The sequence below is a fragment of the Flavobacterium sp. CF108 genome, assembly GCF_900129795.1.
In the GTDB taxonomy this organism is placed as follows: domain Bacteria; phylum Bacteroidota; class Bacteroidia; order Flavobacteriales; family Flavobacteriaceae; genus Flavobacterium.
Window position 1 is genome coordinate 417,020 of record NZ_FQWW01000003.1, and the last position, 20,692, is coordinate 437,711.

General features: G+C 33.2%; 30 protein-coding genes and 1 pseudogene. 2 read left to right on the forward strand and 29 right to left on the reverse strand.

Features of this window, described 5'->3' with window-relative positions; genetic code table 11:
• Positions 1-16: 16 nt before the first annotated feature.
• Both BUE10_RS10515 and BUE10_RS10520 read left to right on the forward strand, forming a co-directional pair.
• The gene (locus tag BUE10_RS10515) at positions 17-760 is read left to right on the forward strand and encodes a DUF2625 domain-containing protein (RefSeq protein WP_083598031.1); all 744 of its coding nucleotides are present in this window, start codon (positions 17-19) and stop codon (positions 758-760) included.
• A gap of 17 nt (positions 761-777) precedes the next feature.
• The gene (locus tag BUE10_RS10520; RefSeq protein WP_073484864.1) at positions 778-1,140 is read left to right on the forward strand and encodes a VOC family protein; all 363 of its coding nucleotides are present in this window, start codon (positions 778-780) and stop codon (positions 1,138-1,140) included.
• A gap of 70 nt (positions 1,141-1,210) precedes the next feature.
• Here BUE10_RS10520 and BUE10_RS10525 read toward each other — a convergent pair whose 3' ends face one another.
• From BUE10_RS10525 to BUE10_RS10665, 29 genes and pseudogenes are all read right to left on the reverse strand, one after another.
• Complete coding sequence (locus BUE10_RS10525) at positions 1,211-1,894, reverse strand: 2'-5' RNA ligase family protein (protein ID WP_073484866.1); 684 nt, start codon at positions 1,892-1,894, stop codon at positions 1,211-1,213.
• Between the two features lie 5 nt (positions 1,895-1,899).
• A complete protein-coding gene (locus BUE10_RS10530; protein ID WP_073484868.1) occupies positions 1,900-2,268 on the reverse strand; it encodes an iron chaperone in 369 nt (122 codons plus the stop codon).
• A gap of 86 nt (positions 2,269-2,354) precedes the next feature.
• Positions 2,355-2,822: an SRPBCC family protein gene (locus tag BUE10_RS10535; RefSeq protein WP_073484870.1), complete on the reverse strand. Its 468-nt coding sequence runs from the start codon at positions 2,820-2,822 to the stop codon at positions 2,355-2,357.
• Positions 2,823-2,921: 99 nt separating this feature from the next.
• On the reverse strand, positions 2,922-3,602 hold the full coding sequence (locus tag BUE10_RS10540) for a porin family protein (RefSeq protein WP_073484872.1): 681 nt from the start codon (positions 3,600-3,602) through the stop codon (positions 2,922-2,924).
• A 48-nt stretch (positions 3,603-3,650) separates the two neighbouring features.
• Positions 3,651-4,232 carry an LOG family protein gene (locus BUE10_RS10545; RefSeq protein WP_073484874.1) on the reverse strand — a complete coding sequence of 194 codons (582 nt, stop codon included), beginning with the start codon at positions 4,230-4,232 and terminating at the stop codon, positions 3,651-3,653.
• A 164-nt stretch (positions 4,233-4,396) separates the two neighbouring features.
• Positions 4,397-5,521 (reverse strand): lactonase family protein, encoded by a 1,125-nt coding sequence (locus tag BUE10_RS10550; protein ID WP_073484876.1) that lies wholly within the window; start codon positions 5,519-5,521, stop codon positions 4,397-4,399.
• Between the two features lie 18 nt (positions 5,522-5,539).
• Entirely contained in the window at positions 5,540-6,076 is a 537-nt protein-coding gene (locus BUE10_RS10555) for a GNAT family N-acetyltransferase (protein ID WP_073484878.1), read from the reverse strand.
• 184 nt (positions 6,077-6,260) lie between these two features.
• Entirely contained in the window at positions 6,261-7,364 is a 1,104-nt protein-coding gene (locus BUE10_RS10560; protein WP_073484879.1) for an MBL fold metallo-hydrolase, read from the reverse strand.
• Between the two features lie 2 nt (positions 7,365-7,366).
• Positions 7,367-7,789 (reverse strand): DUF1801 domain-containing protein, encoded by a 423-nt coding sequence (locus BUE10_RS10565; protein WP_073484881.1) that lies wholly within the window; start codon positions 7,787-7,789, stop codon positions 7,367-7,369.
• A gap of 6 nt (positions 7,790-7,795) precedes the next feature.
• On the reverse strand, positions 7,796-8,845 hold the full coding sequence (locus BUE10_RS10570) for a serine hydrolase domain-containing protein (RefSeq protein ID WP_073484883.1): 1,050 nt from the start codon (positions 8,843-8,845) through the stop codon (positions 7,796-7,798).
• A 114-nt stretch (positions 8,846-8,959) separates the two neighbouring features.
• The gene (locus BUE10_RS10575) at positions 8,960-9,328 is read right to left on the reverse strand and encodes a nuclear transport factor 2 family protein (protein ID WP_073484885.1); all 369 of its coding nucleotides are present in this window, start codon (positions 9,326-9,328) and stop codon (positions 8,960-8,962) included.
• A 75-nt stretch (positions 9,329-9,403) separates the two neighbouring features.
• Positions 9,404-9,619 (reverse strand): ArsR family transcriptional regulator, encoded by a 216-nt coding sequence (locus BUE10_RS10580; RefSeq protein WP_073484887.1) that lies wholly within the window; start codon positions 9,617-9,619, stop codon positions 9,404-9,406.
• 7 nt (positions 9,620-9,626) lie between these two features.
• Complete coding sequence (locus BUE10_RS10585; RefSeq protein ID WP_073484889.1) at positions 9,627-10,295, reverse strand: hypothetical protein; 669 nt, start codon at positions 10,293-10,295, stop codon at positions 9,627-9,629.
• Positions 10,295-10,711, reverse strand: a complete 417-nt coding sequence (locus tag BUE10_RS10590) for a hypothetical protein (RefSeq protein WP_073484890.1) — start codon at positions 10,709-10,711, stop codon at positions 10,295-10,297. Before BUE10_RS10590 ends, BUE10_RS10585 begins: the two co-directional genes overlap by 1 nt.
• 59 nt (positions 10,712-10,770) lie before the next feature.
• Positions 10,771-11,685: a helix-turn-helix domain-containing protein gene (locus BUE10_RS10595; protein ID WP_073484892.1), complete on the reverse strand. Its 915-nt coding sequence runs from the start codon at positions 11,683-11,685 to the stop codon at positions 10,771-10,773.
• Positions 11,686-11,697: 12 nt separating this feature from the next.
• A complete protein-coding gene (locus BUE10_RS10600; protein ID WP_073484893.1) occupies positions 11,698-12,594 on the reverse strand; it encodes an NmrA family NAD(P)-binding protein in 897 nt (298 codons plus the stop codon).
• A 304-nt stretch (positions 12,595-12,898) separates the two neighbouring features.
• Positions 12,899-13,384 carry an SRPBCC family protein gene (locus BUE10_RS10605; RefSeq protein WP_073484895.1) on the reverse strand — a complete coding sequence of 162 codons (486 nt, stop codon included), beginning with the start codon at positions 13,382-13,384 and terminating at the stop codon, positions 12,899-12,901.
• 140 nt (positions 13,385-13,524) lie between these two features.
• On the reverse strand, positions 13,525-13,992 hold the full coding sequence (locus BUE10_RS10610; RefSeq protein WP_073484896.1) for a cbb3-type cytochrome c oxidase subunit I: 468 nt from the start codon (positions 13,990-13,992) through the stop codon (positions 13,525-13,527).
• 63 nt (positions 13,993-14,055) lie between these two features.
• Positions 14,056-14,394 carry a nuclear transport factor 2 family protein gene (locus tag BUE10_RS10615; RefSeq protein ID WP_143055959.1) on the reverse strand — a complete coding sequence of 113 codons (339 nt, stop codon included), beginning with the start codon at positions 14,392-14,394 and terminating at the stop codon, positions 14,056-14,058.
• A 37-nt stretch (positions 14,395-14,431) separates the two neighbouring features.
• Positions 14,432-15,028, reverse strand: coding sequence for an NAD(P)H-dependent oxidoreductase (locus BUE10_RS10620; protein ID WP_073484900.1), 597 nt, complete (start codon positions 15,026-15,028; stop codon positions 14,432-14,434).
• Positions 15,029-15,113: 85 nt separating this feature from the next.
• Positions 15,114-15,336 (reverse strand): annotated as a pseudogene (locus BUE10_RS10625) (helix-turn-helix domain-containing protein).
• Positions 15,337-15,338: 2 nt separating this feature from the next.
• Positions 15,339-15,752, reverse strand: coding sequence for a hypothetical protein (locus tag BUE10_RS10630; RefSeq protein ID WP_073484902.1), 414 nt, complete (start codon positions 15,750-15,752; stop codon positions 15,339-15,341).
• A gap of 82 nt (positions 15,753-15,834) precedes the next feature.
• The gene (locus BUE10_RS10635; RefSeq protein ID WP_073484903.1) at positions 15,835-16,224 is read right to left on the reverse strand and encodes a DUF1801 domain-containing protein; all 390 of its coding nucleotides are present in this window, start codon (positions 16,222-16,224) and stop codon (positions 15,835-15,837) included.
• An 11-nt stretch (positions 16,225-16,235) separates the two neighbouring features.
• Positions 16,236-16,667 carry a GNAT family N-acetyltransferase gene (locus BUE10_RS10640; RefSeq protein WP_073484905.1) on the reverse strand — a complete coding sequence of 144 codons (432 nt, stop codon included), beginning with the start codon at positions 16,665-16,667 and terminating at the stop codon, positions 16,236-16,238.
• Between the two features lie 207 nt (positions 16,668-16,874).
• Positions 16,875-17,249: a YdeI/OmpD-associated family protein gene (locus BUE10_RS10645; protein WP_073484907.1), complete on the reverse strand. Its 375-nt coding sequence runs from the start codon at positions 17,247-17,249 to the stop codon at positions 16,875-16,877.
• A gap of 102 nt (positions 17,250-17,351) precedes the next feature.
• Complete coding sequence (locus BUE10_RS10650; protein ID WP_073484909.1) at positions 17,352-18,254, reverse strand: arginase family protein; 903 nt, start codon at positions 18,252-18,254, stop codon at positions 17,352-17,354.
• 111 nt (positions 18,255-18,365) lie between these two features.
• Positions 18,366-19,013: a suppressor of fused domain protein gene (locus BUE10_RS10655; protein ID WP_073484911.1), complete on the reverse strand. Its 648-nt coding sequence runs from the start codon at positions 19,011-19,013 to the stop codon at positions 18,366-18,368.
• A 57-nt stretch (positions 19,014-19,070) separates the two neighbouring features.
• Positions 19,071-19,583: a TPM domain-containing protein gene (locus BUE10_RS10660; protein WP_073484913.1), complete on the reverse strand. Its 513-nt coding sequence runs from the start codon at positions 19,581-19,583 to the stop codon at positions 19,071-19,073.
• A gap of 137 nt (positions 19,584-19,720) precedes the next feature.
• Positions 19,721-20,683 carry a DUF6620 family protein gene (locus BUE10_RS10665; protein ID WP_073484915.1) on the reverse strand — a complete coding sequence of 321 codons (963 nt, stop codon included), beginning with the start codon at positions 20,681-20,683 and terminating at the stop codon, positions 19,721-19,723.
• Positions 20,684-20,692: the final 9 nt, after the last annotated feature.

A 20,692-nucleotide genomic window follows, 5' to 3' on the forward strand; every position in this document is an offset into this window, starting at 1 on the left:
AATTATAAGCCATTAAATGATACCAAAGTTTCCGTTACTAGTATTGACATTTTTAACTTTTGCAGCGACTGCACAAAACAAAATGAAAAAAGCCGAAGAACTTATAGACAAAGCAGATCCGGGCTGGACTCTTGTAGAAGATTGGATTAAAACAGCAACAAATAAAGTTGAGATTTTACCGGTCGATGCAGTAAAAGCAAAAGATGCTTTGTATAAAACTCAGGTGACAACCCGTTCAACAATGGGAGCAGTTATTTTTAATACTGGAGGGATTTTAATTGATGATGGCTGGATTAGAATTTTGGGTTCTGGAAGTTCAAAATTTAATCGTTCGCTGCCAGATTGGAACAAAGGAAAATCATTTAATGAGTTTGGAGAAACTCCCGCTTTTTTATTAATTGCCGATGATGCAATTGGCGGTTTTTACTTTTTAAATGGAGGAGGATTAGGAACTGATGTTGGGAAAATTTATTATTTTTCTCCTGATAATCTGGAGTTTGAACAACTTGATATTACCTATTCTGAATTTTTAGGATTTTGTTTTAGTAATGATTTGGATAAGTTTTACGAAGGCAACAGATGGAAGGACTGGAGAACAGAAGTTTCTAAATTAAAAGGTGATGAAGTATTCAATTTTTACCCGTTTCTATGGACTGCCGAAGGAAGTGATATTAATAAAAATACACGAAAAATAATTTCGGTTCAGGAACAATACAGTTTGAATTTAGATTTACGAAAACAGCTTGGGTTTGATAAATAACTTCAAAAACAATAAAAATGAATCATAATATAAAATCAATCCGACCATTTATTGGTGCTAAAGATTTTGAAGTTTCGAGAAGTTTTTACCGCGATTTAGGATTTGAAGAAGTAGTTTTAGAATCTAATTTTTCTGTTTTTAAATCAGGAGAAACGGCCTTTTATCTACAAGATTATTATGATAAAAGCTGGATTGAAAATACGATGATTTTTATTGAAGTTGATGATGCTGATCGATATTATAAGGAACTTTTAGCTTTAAATTTAACTGAAAAATATGGCGTAAAACTAACACCAATTCGCTATTTAGATTGGGGAAGTGAATGTTTTCTGCATGATCCGTCTGGAGTTTTGTGGCACTTTGGAACGTTTAAGAAATAATTTTTCTGCCACGAATTACACTAATTTTTATTTTTAATTCGTGAAAATTCGTGTAATTCGTGGCAAAAACTTAACTCAAATTAAATTCAGTTAAATGAATTGTGTTTTTTGCTCTCTGATACCAATCATTAAAGACTAATTCGAGTTTATCGACTGTGAATTCTCCAAAATTATAATCCCTAAATTGCTCAACAACTTCAATTAATTTTTCAGGATTTTGAAGTTTTTCTGTAAAACGCATTACAGTTGAATGAGCTGTAGCAATTGAATATCGGCTGTCGATACTTTGTTCTAAAGCCGAGTTTCGAAAATTCTCCCGAAGTTTATTTCTTAAAGTATTCAAAGTTTCACCAGAAGGAAATCCCTGAATCATTATTGCAGAATTTGAAGCTGTAACGCCTCGAAATTCAATTTTGATTTCGCCTAAATCTTCTAAACTTTTCTCGATGATTTTGATATAATCTTCTACATTAATTTTATCTAAACTAAAGCCTTCATAACACGAAATAATCGACATTACCGTAATATGAATATCAGAGTTTGGATAATAATATTGATTGGCTTCTATTGCTTTTAATTCATCTAAAAATAACCAAATATTGGTTTTTATTTTTTCGCTGGGGCGGAGGAGAAGCGTAATTCCAAATCGGGAATCAGAAGGATCATTTATTTTGGAATCCAAGCTGTAATTTCCGCTTAAAATAGTTTCAGAAGAACTTGCATAAAGCCGGTTGTAATGTTCTGCTAAATCCATTTCGGTTATTTCTTTTTCGCTTTCTCCAGATTTTGCTTTACTCTAAATTTCACAATTTTAGTAATTAAATCGTACGGCATTTTTTCTTTCAAAGGAAATTGAACAGAACCTTTTCCTGATTTATATTTAGAAAGTTCAGCAGCAAAAGCTTCATGACCACTTGGTAAAGCATAGAGTCCAATATGATTTTTAAAAGCAGCAAAATAAACCACGATTCCGTTTTGGTCAAAAGCCGGCATCGAATAGCTGATTTTTTCTTTAGCATCTGGCGCTGCTTTCTGAATCGTCATTCTCACTTTTTCTAAAATTTCCTGAACATCATTGGGAAATGCACCAATGTATTCGTCTATATTTTCGGGTTTCTTTGTATCCATGATTTTTAGTTTTTTTGTTTCATGTTTCAAGTTTCAGGTTGCTGTAGAGAACTTGAAACTAAAGAAACTTGAAACGTGAAACTTTTCTATGCCAGCCCTTTTGGGAATCTATCTAAAACTAAATTTAACTGCAATTGATGTTCTAAATACGCTTTTGCTCCGGCTAAAACTAACGTAAAACCTTCGGTAGAATTACGGACCTGATTGATGATTTTGTCTGAATCTCCTTTTAAACCTGAGTTTGTAATACTCACAAAAGTCTCATTTTCATTTAATGGTGTAAAAATCCATTCTACTAAAGTTATTTCGTCAGGATTTCCCCATTCAATAACAATCTTTTTATTTTCCTGTAAAACTAATGTTTTAACCGAAAGTGAAAAACCATACATTTCCCAAGTCCATTCGGTTTTCTTACCTTCTTCTAATTTCCCGGAGCCTTTTGTAAACCAAAATTTACTGGTAATTTCTGGATCAATAAAAGCCTGAAAAACTTCTGAAACAGGCTTTCTAATCAGCATTTCGGCTTTTGCGAATTTGTTGTTTTCTGGTTTCATTTTTTCGACGTTAGATGTTATAGCTTAATGCGAGAAGTTGGTTTACATCTCTAAACCTCTAAATTATGAAATTGCTATAGGAAAAACGTCAAAAATAAATTAAAATGTAAATCCGGCTAATAAATTCAGTGAGTTTGTTTTTATAGTACCGCCATTCATAACTTCACCTTTAGCAATATTAGCTAATCCTAAGTTATCTCTCAATTCGATATAAAAATTATGTTTTTCGTTAAGTCTGAATTCTTTCCCAAATCCAGCCGAGATACCATAATCTAATGATTTTCTATTCTTTGTATCTTCTACATCACCATTATACATTGAAGAGAAATTACTTTCTGATTTCATTCCTGATTTAAGTAAATAACCTAAATAAGGTCCGCCGTTTATGTAAAAACTTTTATTCTTAGAGAAATTATATTTTAACATAACAGGAAGTACGATATAGTTTAAGTATGTTGTAGTTTTAGATCTATAAAAGGTTTGCTCAATTGGTAATGGTGATTCTGCATTGTCTATTAAACTAATTGTACTTTTCGATTTCTGCGTTTTTCTCTCATAATTTAAATCAACTTTTATAGATAAGTTTTCTTGAATTTCATGTTGAAACGAAAAACCAAATAAATAAGCAAAGCCTGGGTTGTCGTCTACAAAACCGTCATAACCTCTAAGGCTGGAATAGTTTAAACCTCCTTGCATACTAAATTTAACTTTTGATTCCTGCGCAGTTGTTTTAAATGTGATAAGAACGATTGTAAAAAATAAAAATGTAATTTTCTTCATGTTTGTTTTGGTTGAATATTTTTGACGGCGAATATATGTAATTATGATTTATGTATTTTTTTTATCAATCCATTTTCCAACCGTTGGCGGCGTGTAATTTTTCATTTGGTTTAATAAATCGTCAATATCATCACTTACCAAAAGCATTTTTTGATTAGCTTCTTTCAATAAACCTTTTTCACTCATGGTTTGAAGCAATTCTAAAAGCGAATCATAGAATCCGTTGATATTTAAAATTGCGATAGGTTTTTTATGTAAACCTAACTGCGACCAAGTGAGCATTTCAAAAAGTTCTTCCAGAGTTCCAAAACCTCCCGGAAGTGCAATTACTCCATCGCATAAATCATTCATCTTCATTTTTCTTTCGTGCATGCTTTCCACCAAAATTAATTCGGTTAAGCCTAAATGCGCAATTTCTTTCGATCTTAGAAAATTGGGCAGAACTCCAATTACGGTTCCGTTTTCACTTAAAGCGCCATCCGCAACAGCGCCCATTAAACCCACATTTGCTCCGCCATAAACTAAACCAATATTTTGTTTGGCTAAAGTTTTTCCCAATAATTCAGCTTGATCTTTATATATTTCTTCGGAACCAAAACTTGATCCGCAGAAAACGGTGATATTTTTCATTGTTTATAATGTTATTTTATAGCGTTTTATAGTTTGTTTGTTTGTTTGTTTGTTTGTTTGTTTGTTTGTTTGTTTGTTTGTTTGTTTGTTTTTTGCCACAGATTAAAATGACAAAAAACTGTGTTAACCCGTTAAATCAGTAAAATCCGTGTGCCATCAAGCCATCAAATCCGTCTAATCTGCACACACGAAACATTCTCCATTTTAATTTCTTTTCCTGTTTTCTTCAATAATCCGGTTTTAGGATTTCTTCTAAAAACGATAATATTTCCGTTATTTACATTTGTGGCAACTAAAAATTTTCCAGTTTCATCGATTGCAAAAACTCTAGGATGTTTTCCTAAAGTAGATTGATAACCAATGTTTTTTAATAATCCATTTTCGTCAATTGAAAAGATGGCAATGTTATTTTCTTTTCCGCGATTTGTGGCATAAAGAAATTTTCCGTCTGGCGAAATATGAATATCAGAACTCTCAAAACCTTCTTTTATTTTATCAGGATGTGTCGCAATGCGCTGGATTTTATTTAAAGTTCCGTTTTCGTATTTATAGACACTTATCTGCCCCGCCATTTCTTCAATACAATACCCAAATTTTTGATTCGGATGAAAAGTAAAATGTCTTGGGCCGGCCTCTAAATCAGTTTTTGTAAATGGAGTTTGAGTTTCAGTTAAAGGCTGTTTTTTATTTTCATCGAAGGCATAACTGCGAATTTTATCGGCACCTAAATCGGGTAAAAATAAATAATCGAATTGAGGTGAAAATACGGCCGAATGAACATGAGATCTTGTTTGTCTTTCTTTATGTGTACTTCCATCCATATATTGAAAATTCTGCGCGATAGAATCAATTTTTCCATTTTCGAGAATTGGGAAAACCGAAACACTTCCTTCTGTATAATTAGCATTTGCAATCCATTTCCCGCTTTTATGAACGGTAACATAAACCGGATTTTCGCCGCCGCTTCTCTGGCTGTTTAAAAAAGTAAGGCTTTTATTTTCAGGATTAAATTCAAAACTGCTTATACTTCCCGCATTTGGCGTTTTGGTATCGGTACAGGCATAAACATATTTTCCGTTTGGTGAAACAGTTAAATATGAAGGATTTATAATGTTTTTTACCGAGGCTATTTTGGACAGTTTTCCGTTTAAAGTATCTAATTGATATACCTGAATCGCTTCTGCAGTTTTATCCCGATTGTATGATCCTAAAAACACATAGGTATTTTGAGAAAACATACTGCATGTTATCAAAAATACAATTGTTAGGAAGGTTATTTTTTGTTTCAAGGTTTTGTTTTTTGGATATTAATTTTCTGAAATAAGCGATAATCTGAAACCAAATACAGCCAGTTCTCCCTGCATGAAATCTAAATCTAAAGATCTTTTAAAACCTAGTTTTTCATACATTTCCCAAGCTGTTTTCATGGCAAGTGTCGAATGAATAATAAGCTGTTTCTGTTTATTTTCAGTGGCTTTTTTGATGCATTCTAATGTCAGCAGTTTGCCAATTCCTTTTCCGCGCGCATTATGGTCAACGCCCAATAATCGAAATCCCGCCGAGTTTTTTTCCTGAGTTGCAATTCCGCCAGAACCATAATACTGCATGTCATTAAAAAAAACAACCGCTCCAAGAATGGTGTTATTTTCGTCAACTGCAACTAAAAGTTCTGTTTCCTGATGATTGGTAAAATCACCAATATTCGCCAGCATTTTATAATAATTGGGTTGTTCGTTTTCTTTTGGAAAACCTTCTAATTGCGAATAAACGCGAATTAAAAGTTTCCCAATTTCCTCAAATTCTGAAGGAAAAGCGTTTCGAATATTATAGTTTGAAGTGTTCATGTTTTAGTTTACTTCGTCAGTTCGGCTAAAGCCTCGTGTCAGGTTTCAAGTTTCAAGTCTTGTCAGGCTGAGCGAAGTCGAAGCCCTTTGTGTGCCCTTCGACTTCGCTCAGGGTGACAAAAGAGTGTTTTAGGTTTCAAGTTTCAAGTTTTCAATCTAAAATCTAAAATCTGCAATCTAAAATTTATTTAACCCCTTTCCACCATTGTTTAAATTCCTGATTTTCATTTTTCAATTCAACCAATTCTCCAATCATAGGCGTAATTAAAGGAACTGGATTTGCCGAATTTGCATTCAGTTCCGTTACTTTAATTAATGGTTCGTCCCAGGCATGCAGCGATAATGAAAACTTGGACGAATGCACCGGAAATGCTCGTTTTGCTTTTAAATCCTGTATCGCCTGTACAACATCTTCGGGCATATTATGAATGTATTTCCAGTTTTTATTGTATTGACCGTTGTCGATTAAAACAATATCAAATGGTCCGAATTTCTCACCAATTTCTGCAAAATGCTGATCATAGCCGCTGTCTCCGCCTAAATACATTTTAAAATCTTTGGCTTCTAAAACAAAAGAAGTCCAAAGTGTATTGCAGCGTTTAAAACTTCTGCCTGAAAAATGCCTTGACGGCGTTGTATAAAGCGTTAGATTTTCGTCTAATTCTATTTTTTCATGCCAGTCTTTTTCGATAATATTTTCTTTTGGAAATCCCCAAAATTCAAAATGTGAACCAACGCCAAGTGCCGTGATTACTTTTTTGGTTTTAGGTTTTAGCTGAAGGATTGTTTTATAATCTAAATGGTCGTAATGATCATGCGTAAGCAGTAAATAATCAATTTCCGGAAGATCATCAACCGTATAAATATCTGTTCCTTTAAACGATTTTGTGGTACCCGAAATAGGAGAGGCGTTACCGCTAAAAACAGGATCGATTAAAAAACGTTTTCCTTCCAGCTGAATATAATAAGACGAATGTCCAAACCAAACTAAAACATCCTGATCGAGAGGAAGTTCATGTAAATTGGTCTTGATTGACGGAATTAAATCGGTTGGGATTTTTCTATCGACTTTTTTGAAAATGAATTCGAATAAAACGCCAATTAAGCCGGCACCTTCAGCAAGGTCTGGCGTGAAGTTTTGGTTTTCAAATTTTCCGTTTTTGTATTGAGGTGATTTTTCAATTAAAGCTAATCTTTCGCCGGAAGGCTTTTTTCCGAATTTTGGATGTTGTAAAAAGTTGTAAACGAGAAGAACTATTATTAATAACAGAATTAAGAATGTGATCATTTTTATTTTGAGGGATATAAATTTTGGACTTCTTCAATCGAAAGCGAAATGATTTTTTTTAAGATTTCGATGTCGATATCAGCTAATTTCTTGATGTAAATACAGGCTTTTGATACTTTGTATTTTCCCAGGTTTGAAAAAAGTTCTTCTCTCTTTTCTTCGGGTAAATAAAAATAAACTGTAGTTGCGGCTTTTCTGGGAGAAAAAGCGGCCAAAGGTGCGTCGCCTTCGTGTCCCGTGGCATATTTGTAATGATAAGTTCCAAAACCAATAATACTTGGCCCCCACATTTTAGGTTCAAAACCTGTTATTGATTTCATTATTTTTACCAGTTCAAAAGCATCATTTCTTTTTGCTTCACTATCTACAGCATTTATAAAATCAATAACACTGCTTTGGGTTTCTGCTGTTTTATTCTTTGCCATCGCCTTTTATTTTTGATGTACTAAATCGCTTTTCAGCAGAATATTTTTGATTTTAAATTCAGAAATATAAAACAAATCGCGGCTTTCGTTCATTTGATTTTCTAACACAATTAAGCTGACATCGCTTTCCGGGAAATATAAATTTACCGAAGAAAATCCGTCGCCTAAACCTGTATGACCTACATATTTTACGGCTTCTTTTTCGATAATTTTAATTCCGTAACCATAGCCTTCATCTGCTTTTCCGAAGAAATTATGCTGTGCCAATATATTATATTTCAGCATTAATTGATACGTTTCTGGTTTTAGGATTTTTCCTTTATGAAGATTATTATTCCAAACCGATAAATCATTAACCGTAGAAACAACTCCGTCTGCGCCTAAACTTTGAGGCGTAATCTGCGTAGTTTTTACAGCTTCAAATTTTCCATTAGAGTTAAAATACCCTGTAGCTAAATTTTGAGTTTTGTCTTTAGCATAACAAAATGTATTGTTCATTTTTAATTTCTTAAAAAGAGCATTCGCCACTTCGGTATAATTTTTTTTGGTGCTTAATTCAACAATTTTTTCAGCAAGGCTAAAGCTTAAATTTCCGTAGCTAAATTGAGTTCCGGGTTTAAAAGCCAAAGGCTTTTGCAAATCGACAATTCCATGTGTATGATTTAAAAGCTGATGAACCGTAACAGAATCTGCCCAGGATTGCGTTAATTCCGGAAGATATTTTTTAATTGGAGCATTTAAATCGACTTTGCCTTTTTCAACTTCCAATAAAAGTAAAACTGCTGCAACCTGTTTGCTGTTTGACATGATTTCGAATTGAGAGTTTACCGTTAAAGGTTTTTTTGTTTCAAAATTAGCAAACCCTTTTGCTTTTGAATACAATGTTTTTCCGTTTTTAGAAATCAAAACAACACCGTTAAAAATTGGAGAAGTTGTATGTTCAACCAAACTGTCAATTTTAGCGGTATAATTATCTTTTTTTTGTGCAGAAGAATTGTAGTATGACAAAAGAAAAGTCAAAAGTAATAAAGCAGGAATTTTGTATTTAATGTTCATTTTTTTAGTCTCGGTTTTCGGTTTTTTAGTTTTCAGTCACAGTCTCAGTCTCAGTTTTTCAGTTTTCGACTCAGTTAATAATTAACAATTCACCATTAACAATTCACAATTAATTCAAAACATCCCATTTTCATTAATCATTTCACTTGGAATTGGCTGTCCCAAATCCCAGAGTTCGATAATTTTATCTGACTCGAATTTGAAAATATGAACTACGACAAATCCCAAATCAGTTGAGTTTTGTTTTAAATGCGAATGTACAGCGACCAAATCATGATCGGTTATCATATGATGAATTTTAAAAGTTTTATTTGGATTTGTTCTTGCTGATTCTTCCATTGCCAGCATTAAAGTCTGCGCATCTCCTTTAAAATGAATATTATGATGCTTGAAATTTTCGCCTACATAAAGCCTAAAAGCTTCATGCGGATGACCGCTTGCAGCAAGTTTTAAGAAGTTTTCTACGATTTCTTTCTTAGTCATAATCTAAAGGATTAAACAGCAAACTAAGTTATGAAATTTAGAAGTACTTTTTGAATTAAAAAAACCTGAAAATTTTTATAAATCTTCAGGTTTTATCTGTGTTATATCGATACCTAATTTTGTGAATTCTTTTTCGCCTAAATCGGTAATATAAAAGTGTTTATCAGTTGGGCTTTTCTTGGCGATCCATCCTTTTTCTTCAAAAGTTACAGCGAGCAATTGACCGAGTTTTCCGCCAATATGTTCGTAGCACATTTTTGCCGGTTTTTGTTTGGATGGTTTCTCGCTCATTTTATTCTTAATTACAGTTTTCGTTATAAAAAGCGGCAACTTGTTCTAAGCCGCTTCTCATTCTAAAATCTTTATTTTCAACTTTATCAGTAAGTGCTTTACAATCTGAGAAATATTTTAAAACATTTTCCCTTAAAGTAGAGGACAAAGGATTGTAATTGCCTAATGCTGTCAGTTTTTCTTCAGAAGGTCTTTTAGCAAAATAATAAGTTACGGTATTTCCTCCTGACATTCCTATTCCCGCACCCATGCCCATTCCTCCGGCACTCATTCCAGTATTTATTCCAGTACCCATTCCGGGATAATTGGAATAAGTACAATAAAGTTCAACATTATTTCCTGAAACTACTTCTAAAACAGCAACAAACTTATCACTGTTTGTAGTTTGAAAAAATTTATAAACTTCTGTAACGTTATCCGGTTTTTTAATTTTTACCAGTTTGATTTGCGAAAAATCAATTTCACGTTTATCAGTTCCTGCGTAATTTTTATATTTAAAACTATCGAATTTTATTTTTCCGAAACCATTTAAAGAGTCTCCAGATTTTAAAACTATTAATGAATGATTCATTTGGGCGTTTCCAATACTAATGGTTAGTATTGAAAAAAATAAAAGTAATCTTGAGATCATAAAATGGCGGCGGTATTTAAGGTAATTTGCAGCCAAATTAGGCATTAGGATTGTTTTTTACAAACTAATCTCAAAGCCAAATAAGCCGTTGGAATATAAGCAAAAACCAAATCTACAAATGTAAACCACATTGGTGCCGGCAGGGAGCAGACACTTACAATTCCGCCTAGTAAAAAGAAAGCGCCAATTACTAAGGCTAATTTCTTTTTATGATTAACAGCGATTAAAGCCGTTGTAACTGCTCCTGCAAATGTTCCGATTGCGTGAGCCAGAAAAGGAAAAATAAAATGCTGTACTTCAAATAAATGCATTGTTTTTTGCAAACCTTCCATCGTTGTATTGTCAACTCCATCTGGCGGTGGAATAACGGAGTCACTGATTAAAATGATACTCATATTTACAATACTTCCAATAACAATTCCAGCAATAACAGCCAATATATTCCTTAAAACGGGATTCATAATTTTGATTTTTAATATTACGAATATAGGAAAATTAAGATTGTTTTGACCATTTTTTTTTAGTTGAATGACTGCCTGAATTCTAATGGTGAAACGTTTGTTTTTGTTTTGAATAATTTACTGAATGACTGCTGATGTTCAAAGCCTAATTCATAAGCAATTTCACTTACAGATAAGTTTGTGGTCGAAAGTTTTTCTTTTGCTTTTTCGATTAATTTGTCGTGAATGTGCTGCTGTGTGCTTTGACCAGTAAGATGGTTCAATAATCCGCTTAAATAATTAGGTGAAACATTTAGATTATTAGCGATAAACTGAACGGTTGGCAAGCCTTTTTTTGATAAGGAATCGTTTGTAAAATATTCTTCCAGCAGTTTTTCTAAACGAGCTAAAATCTCATGGTTGCTTATTTTTCGGGTTATGAATTGGCGGTTATAAAAACGCTCAGAATAGGTTAGAAGTAATTCTATTTGTGCTATAATAACATCCTGACTGAATTTATCGATATTAGATTGGTATTCCTGCTGAATATTTTTCATGATATCGATAATCATTTTTTCTTCTTTATCAGAAAGATGGAGTGCTTCGTAAACCGAATATCCAAAATATTCGTATTGTTTTATTTTCTGCGCAAGCGGCGTGTTCCATAAAAAATCCGGATGAACTAGTAAGGAATATCCGGTATGTTTCAATTCTGAGTTTCCTTCGATAGAAAAAACCTGACCGGGCGCGATAAACAATAAAACGCCTTCTTTAAAATCATATTCCTGCTGTCCGTAGCGCATTACGGCATTTGCATTTCTTTTTAATGCGATTGAATAAAAATCAAGAATAAGACTTTTAGGTTCTTGTTCGTTTAGAAATTTTAAATCTTCAAAATTATATACGCTTACAAGCGGATGTTCAGGCTTTGGCAAATCTCTAAACTCATGAAATTCGCTGATACTTTTTATTCGATGTGGTTGTTGATTTGCCATAGCCTAAATTATCTATTTTTGATTATATATTGCTGCAAATTCTTTTGCATATTCTGCCAGTTTTGTTTTTCCTAAAACTGCCGGTTTGTTTTTATAATAATCTTCGCCCAATAAACCGCTGTAAAGTGCGGCGTACATTTCGACCAAACCTGCTGCGATTTTTGGCTGCATTCCTACCGAAATTAATCCGTTTAGCACTTCTTCATCGCTTATAAACTGCCATTTTAAATCTGGTTTTCCAATTGCTGTTCCTAAGATTTTAGCAGTTTCGTGTCCATTTAATTCTTCGCTTGCTACATAACGAATTTTTTTTCCGTCAAGCGGAGTTGTGATTTCCTCGGCAATAGCTTCGGCAATATCATTTGGAGAAACCCACGGAACTAATTCATCGGCACCATAATTTGCCGAAATGAAGCCTTGATTTTTAATTGCAGGAATGTAAGCCAGCAAGTTGTAATAAAAAGAAGTTGGACGCATAAACGTAATCGAAACTTCTGCAAGCTGATTTAAAACGGCTTCAATTTCATTGTAACGCTGAATAATTCCTGATTTTTCTTTTAAATGTGCACCAATACTGCTTAAAAAGACAACACGCTTTACATCAGATTGTTTAATGGCTTGGGCATAAGCGTTTCCGATTTTGCGTGTAAAAGCATCCAGATCTAAATTCGGATCGAAATAATTAGCACGCGGAATCATGCAGTAAACGGCATCTGCGTCTGTAAATGTTTTAGCCAAAAAATCTACATATTCTACTGAGCCAATGGCTGCTTTTGCGCCTAAGGTTTCGATTTCTTGTGTTCTATCGTTACTGCTGGCAATTACGGTAACGGAATGTCCTTTTTGAATTAATTCTTTTGCCAAAGGCTTGCTGATGTTCCCTAGAGAACCTGTAATTATAATTTTCATAAGTTCTAAATTTTTGATGTTACAAAGTTGCGCAACATCAAAAAGATAGGTGTAGCCAAATCTACTATTGTTGTAGCCGGAAAAGTTGCTAAGGCTCTAAGTTGCTGAGATGCTAAGGTTTTGCTTTTTTGCCCACGGATTTTACGGATTAAACGGGTTTTCACTGGTTGCTTTTTTATTTTTTTTTGCCACAGATTTAAAGGATTAGCCCAGATTTTTTTTTAATCATTTTAATCTGTGGCATATTTAAATTAACCAGTGAAAACCCGTTTAATCCGTAAAATCTGTGGGCCAAATAAATCTCTCAGTTTTGAGATAATTTCTTTTCGTTTTCGGTTTGGGGTTTTCCAGTTGCGTTTGGTTCACCTTTTCCAGTTTCGATTAGTTTTTTAAGACTGTTTTGAATGTAGTTTGTCCAGGCATCACGGCAGATTTGGAAGCATTCGTATTCTTGGTTTAAACCAAAATGGGTAAAACGAAGTTCTGTTTTTCCGTCTTTTTCTGTGATTTCAAAAGTTGGTTTTGTTCCTGTCCATTCGGTTTTGTCTTCGGTAAACTTGAAGTAGTTTTCTTCAACCAGCCAGACAATTTTTTGATTTAGAATTACTTCTGTCAATTTAATTTTGCAGCGATGAATATCTTCATAATGATAATTAAATTCATCATTTTGTTTTGCTGTATTTCCTTCAATTTCTTCTGACCACCAGCCTCGCACGTTAGTAATTGCATTAAAAACTTCCTCTGGAGATTGATTGACTAATATTGCTGTTGTAAAATCTGATGCACTCATTTTTATGGTTTTTAAAAGTTGAATATCAAATTTATTCTTTAAAAATCAATAAGTTAGGTTTTAATAAGACAATTGTAAGGTGTATTTCGGACAGATGTTTTGATTTTATATTGTTGATTTTAGATTTTTCAACTTTATGGTTAATTATTCACTTTCTTTTTGCTGAATAAGGCAATTAGTAAATTAATAATGTATAGCGGCGTGGCAATAAAAATGATAAGTAAAAACTGGCTTATTAAAACAACATTAACTAATTGGTAATCGTCAAATAATGGAAAAGCCATGTCTCTTGGAAATAGTTTAAAATAAAGCATTAAAAGCCAGTAACCAATAAAACTTCCTATCAAAATAACAATATGTATTGCGGTTAAATATTTTATAAGCTGTTTTTTAAATACTTTTTGAATAAACCAATATCCAAGTCCCATTAAAAAGTAGAACAGTGAAAGAACAACGGCAATATAAATATGAGCAATTACAAAATAGGTATCATGAACATTAATATCTAAAGTGCTGTCTGGATTATTTATTCCGGCTATTCCGATTAATAAAATGATTGCAGCAGTAATCCAGAATAGGTGGTAAGCTTTTATTTTTTGAAAGTTCATAAAATAAGTTGGTTTTATAGAAGATATTTTTTCTCTAAACGAATAAAAAAGATAATTGCTTTATTATCTCATTATATCCATTCTGCTTATTTTTTGATTTGTTATTTCAAAAATAACAACTTGCTCTTTTTTAGTTTCATCGCCATTTCGTCCTGATACATATTCATGTACTATTATTTTATTATCAAAATGAATGATTTTTATTACTTCGGCATATATAGCAGGCGATTGTTTAAAAAGGTTGATAAACATTTCTTCGCATTCTTTTTTACCATTTATTGCTAATGTAAGGTCTTGAAAATTATAAATTTTTATATTATCACTATACAAAGGCATCATTTCTTGTATCGATCTATTATTAAAAGCAGACATCTGTAAGTCTACAATTTCTTCTATTGTCATTATTTTAGATTGTTTTATAATATGAATTTCTGTTTTTTTAGGCAATATAGTTTTTAATTTTTTCAACAGTTTTATGAATCTGCAAAAAATGATTTTCCATTACATTTTCCAGTTCTAAAGTTCCGCCCAGAATTAGCATTTCTTTATTTTCGAAGCGTTTTCCTAAACGATCTTCGAGCATTATGGTTTCCATACTTTGCGCCATTTTAATTTCGGTTAAAAAAGCATTTGGATGCCCGGCGGTGCAGATTACTAGTCCAAACGGAATTATTTTCATCTTCGGAAAATCATCAGTTTGTCCGTAAGCATATCCAACCGAAAAAACACGGTCGAACCAGCCTTTTAGTTTTGCGGGACAATCACTCCACCAAACGGGATATAGAAAAATAATGCAATCGGCTTTTTCGATTTTTTCTTGTTCTGCTAAAATATCTTTAGAAATGGGAAGATTGAGTTTTGCAAATCCTTCTCTATCATATTCTTCTTCAGACATATCGCTTTGAAAATTAGAAGCGTATAAATCTGAAACTTCGAAATTCCAGTTTTGTTTTGCTATTGCAGATTTTAATTGTTCTAAAACCTGAAATGTATAAGACTTTTTGCTCGGATGACTGTATACGATTAAGATATTCATTTTGATGGTTTTAGAAAGTTGTTGAATTAAAAAAGAGAACCTAAAGTTCTCTTAAATACGAAATTACGAATAAAATTCTAATACCTTATTCTTCGACAAATTCTAAAATATCTACCAGCTGGTATTCCGGAACTTTGCAGATTGCCTCAAGCGTGCTGAAACGAACGGTTTTTGCTTTGCCTGTTTTTAATATGGAAAGATTAGATAACGTCAAATCAACTTTTTCTGAAAGTTCATTTAATGGCATTTTGTGTTTGGTCCATCATCACGTCTAAATTTACTATAAATTGGTATAATTCATAATTCATAACTATTTGACGCGTTCATATTCTGATGTAGAGCAGTCAACACATTCGTCTATTAAATACAGTTTATTGTTGTGAAATTCAAATGATCTGTCCAAATAAAAATCTTGTGTAATGGAATCACCTTTATCAATAACAATCATTTTTCTGTCTCCGCCAAAAACCGATTTTTTTGTTATGATAAAAAATTTCTGCTGCTGCGACAGATTTCCATTTATATAGGTTTTAATTGTAGAATTCGAGATCTCAATTACGATCTTTTGATCTGATGTTTCTGAACTCGTTGGTCCGCCAAATCCGCCAGAAGTGCGAATCCAGCTCCATTTGCCTTCTAAGCGATTTTCGTCAGAACGATTATCATCATTATCATGGCAGGAAGAGAATACAATTAAAATAAGAAGAAGTAAATATTTTTTCATCGGTTTAAAATTTTGGTTCGTTTATTTATAAGATGAAAAAAATGTTAAATAGTTGCTTTAAAGTGTTTTAAAAAAGTTTAAATTATTTCAACCGAATTAAAACGCCTTTTCGTTTCACGATATTTTTATAATCCCATTGAATGTTTCTGGCTTTATCGAGCCATCTTTTTAAATCGTCAATATTGATTTGATCTGAGTTTGTATAACGGGCTTCGGCGGCTTTAAAGCTTCCTTCATTTTGAAGTCCGCTTTCATCAAAAGATTGTCCGCTCCAAAAAAGCAGCCTGACAGAATCTTTAAGTTTGCTATATCCTGCAACGGGATTTCCGTCTAAAAACCAAACCGGATGCCGATGCCAGATTTTGCTTTCGGCTTCTTGCAGGAAATCGTTAATTTCAACGCTTAAGATATCACATATTTTTTTGTCTTCAGCGTTTTGTGAGTCGTTATATGCCTGGATTTCCTGATTCATGGTTTTGAATTTTAATTTATATCTTTTGAAAGCTCAAATAAAATGTAGGTTCCGTTTTCAGAGCGTCCTTTTTCTTTTTCAATAAATCCTGTTTTGTTATAAAATTCAACGGCTTTTATGTTGTTTTCTAAACATTTTAAGGTGAGCGGAAATTTCGTTTTTTGAATGGCTGCTTTTAACAATTCGGTTCCAACTTTCTGCCCTTGATATTCCTGATCAACGTACAGATGATGAATGAAATTATTTGGCATCCAAATCGAAATAAAACCAACGGGAATTTCATTAATATGTGCCACTAAAATGTATTCTCCTTGCGTATGTTTTTCAAAATCGTCTAATTTAAATTCTGATGTATCAAGCCACGAAAATGTTCTTTGTCTTTCTTTTAAATACAGGATTTTTAAAGGTTCAAAATCACTTTTTGTAATTTCTGTTATTTTCATCAAATCGGGTTGTTGAATTTTGTTTTAAAAATAATCTTTTTTGTCTAAAATGATCAATTAAAAAACAATGTTATTATGAAACCGGATTTGCGTTAGGGATGGAAGCGGCATCTCCCGATTTAGAAAAACAAGGCTTTTTAGCCGTAGTTTTTGTTAATCGGGAATATAGTGTACAGTCCGGCCGTAGGAAACGCCCAAATTATTCTATTAATCGGTAATCCACTTTCCTTGTTCTTTGGCAATGTCAATTAACTTTTGTCCGTGTTCCGTCATTAAATTTTCCTGAATCATGCGTTCGGCTCTTTCTATGTTGGGTTTACTCCATTTGCTGGTTTTTGGGTTGCGATGCGAAAAGGTGAGATAATAACTTTCGCCATCGCGTTTTTTGCACAAACTGTCGATCCAGCCAAAACAAAGCGCTTCTTCTGTGGCTTCGATTAAATTTATGCTTTTGGTCTGGCTTTTTTTATGAAACAAAATCAGCCAAACTGATTTTTCGTTTACACTATTTTCTGTCAGCCATTTACGCCAGTCTGCTCTGGTTTCGGCATATACTGCTAATTTTCCGTCTTTTGTTTCCATAAATCTTATTTTTAAGTAAAGGTAAAATGGGAATGTGACAACGGTTTGTCAGTAGTAAAAATAATATTAAAATATTGATTATTTGATGTTTATGTTTTTAAATCAAGTGTTAAAATGTTTGTTGAAAGTAACTGTAATATTGTTTACGAAATCTTTGGTATATTTTCCGGTTTCGTCTAAATCCGGATCAAGAATTGTAATTTCAAGTCCGCTTAGTTTCTTACTTTCAAATAAATAGGAGGTAAGTTCATTAAATTCATCATAGGTTAAACCGTCTGGCGTTCTGCTGTCTACGCATGGCATAATATCGTCGTTAAGAACGTCGACATCGATATGAAGCCAAAAACCATCTAAGTTTTTGTTTTCAACTTCTGAAAGAAATGTTTTTACAGATTTTGTAATGCCTTGTTTTCGCAGTTCCTGAAGACTTAAATATGTTGCCGAAGATTTCCGTATTTCGTTTTCGTATTCATCATCGTATTCGCGATTGCCAACGCACCAAAGGTTTTCTTCTTTTATATAAGGAGATAAATTGAGAATATTGGTTAGTTTTTGATGTCCGTTTCCGGTAACAATTGAAGCCGCCATGCCACCAACACCGCCGGTTTCAGAAAGAGAAACATCCATAAAATCGGTATGGCCGTCGAGATAAAATAAGCCGTAATTGCCTTTTTGTTTTAAAGCCATTGCAGGGCCCAAAAGAATACTGCAATCGCCGCCCAAAATAAACGGAAATTTATTGGCACTCAATAAATTGTTTATTAAATAGGCTTGTTCTCTGGCGTAGGTTACTAATGAATCTGCGTTGAGAATATTGGTTTCGGGATCTTTTATATTGGAGTATTTTGGAGGATCAACTCTTATGATGTTTTTTGGGTTAATTGCTTTATGCAAATTATGTTTCCATAACCAATCCGGCAAACGATTTACGCCTGGTTCTTTTCCTGTCTGCGGTTCTTTTAGGCCTAAATTAGAAGTGAATTCAACAATGCATATTTCTTTCATAGCAAAATTATTTACGGATAAAGTTATTAAAATTAATGCTGCTGTAAATTATTTTTAACAGCCGGAAATCAAAAAATCCGATTTGTTTTCACCAATCGGATTTTTAATATTTTATGATTTTCTCGTTAAATCTGTAATTAACAGCAGGTTGTTTTCTTTTAATTTATTGACCAATTCTTCGACTGTTCCGGGATTTTCTTTTATGGCTTCGTATTCAGCAGAAGTTATTCCGACTATTTGCAAGAAGGAAAGTTCACCATGCGGAGTTTGTTTCTTTTCGATTTCAGGATCGGCAACAATTACTAAAGCTGTTATATCCGTTTCTGTATCAAGTCTTATAGGACCGTTTGCAGGCATATAATGAAATTCTTCAAACCAGTTGCCGCTGTCAAAAACATATTTTGCAATGTTTTGTAAAAGGGCAATTACCCAGCTTGGGTTTCCGTTATCTTCTGCAAAAGGTTTTAGTCTAAAAGTGAGTTCGAATCCCCATTTGCTAAATTCATCTTCGATTTTATTTTCGTCGTAATACAATTCAGAAAATCCATAAGTGACAAAGTGAAAATGATCTGTTTGTTTTTTGCTTTCGTAAATGCTTACGCCGTCCAGCGGATGTTCTCCGCCAAGTATATAACTTATGGCCGGAGCAAAATGTTTGGGCTCCTGATCTGGATAAAGACGTTCAAATTCTTTATCGATTTCAAGCCATCCTACAGCATCATCTTCTGAAAATTGTTTTTTGTATTCTTCTAATGTCATAATTTTCTTTTTATGATTAAACGAATACAATTTAAGATTTTTGGTTAAAAGAAGAAATTAATATGTTTTTAATTTATTCATAATTTGATCGACGGCAAGTTCTAAACCTTTGCCATAATCACCTTTTTTAAATTCGGGAACGGCATAGGTTGTAATAATATTTTGGGTGTCATTGTCGCTTAGTTTATAACGGATAAGATCAATGCTTTGAACCTGGATTTGCCTTAATTCTTTGCTTACTACAATTAAAATAGTAGGGTCTAGTTTTGGGTCTTTAGCCAGATATCTGTCTAATTCTAAAGCATAATCAGGAAAAGTTGTATAAGGCTGTATTGTTGAGGTTGTTACGACCGTAATTTTGTAAAGAAATTGTTTTTCAAATGCCTTTAGCATATTGGTGAGGTTTGTAATTTGATCTGGATTTAAGATTTTTTCGAAATCATTTACATAATCATAAGGTCTTGAAAAAACATTTTGGGCGTCAGGAACTGTGTTTTCTTTTTTTGTTTGGGAAAATAATATACTTGCTGGAAACAAGATTATTATAATAAGGAATAATATTTTTTTCATCGCAGGCGAAGATTAGATTTGGTGCTGCAAAAATACCACATTATTGGTTTAGGATAAAAAGATAAATTGATATTTATGTAAAGAAAAAAACCGATCTGTTTTACAAATCGGTTTTTTACTATTTAAAGAAACTGAACTTAGAAATTTACATCGTCTGCGATATTGCCGCCTTGTTCTGCAGCAAATTTTGCGGCATATTCTTTTTGTTTTGCTTGTTGATAATCATGGAATTCTGTGATATTTTCAGAATTCCAGTTTTGATTTTGCTCTGTCATCCACTGCATTGCTGCAGATTGGAAATCAGCAAGGTTGATCCCGAAAGTTTCTAAAATCCATTGCGCGCCATCGATTCCGTATTCGTATGCAGCTTGTCTTGCTCCGGCAAGTTCTTCGTAGAAATAACGGTCTGTTTTGATTCTTTCAAGATTTGCTGCTCCTTCTTCAGAAATTTCTGCTTTTAGGTTTTCTAATTGCGGAACCGTTACATTTTCTGCATAATACTGCCCGAACAAAGTTGTAACCGTAAATGAAGTGTCTTCGCCCATACGCTGGGGCCAGATTGTGTTTAACTCTTCCCAAATTACAGATTCGAAGCCCATTGCTTTGCAAACTTCCTGATAATCGATTCCGGCACTTATTTTAAGGCACATTGCGGTATACGTTCTTAAATCTACGCCGTGTACAGGCTCAAGAAACGGATTATTTTCTTCAACCTTTATGAATCCTGAAGTTTGAATTCCGGTATATTTTAATGAATTAGCATGTTCAAATCGTATCATTTGGTCAGAATCGCAATTATTCCATTCGGTGTAAATTTCTCTTCTGTAACTAAAATATATGCCTTTAATATCTTTTTCTTCAAGGTTTTCACCACTTGCGCGTTGGTCAGCAATCCATGCTTCGGCTCTTTCTGCTACTTCGGCATCAAAATCATCAACATTATAATGCGTTCCGTGCAAAGTTTCTGGATCGTATTCTACTTCCTGATAATCATTTCTGTAATTATCTTCATAGTTTTCGTTTGATGTTTGTGCCTGCTCAAAATTTTGATTTTCCTGTTTACTGTCTCCAGTTAGAGCTCCAAAAAGTTTCTTAAACATTTGTTGATT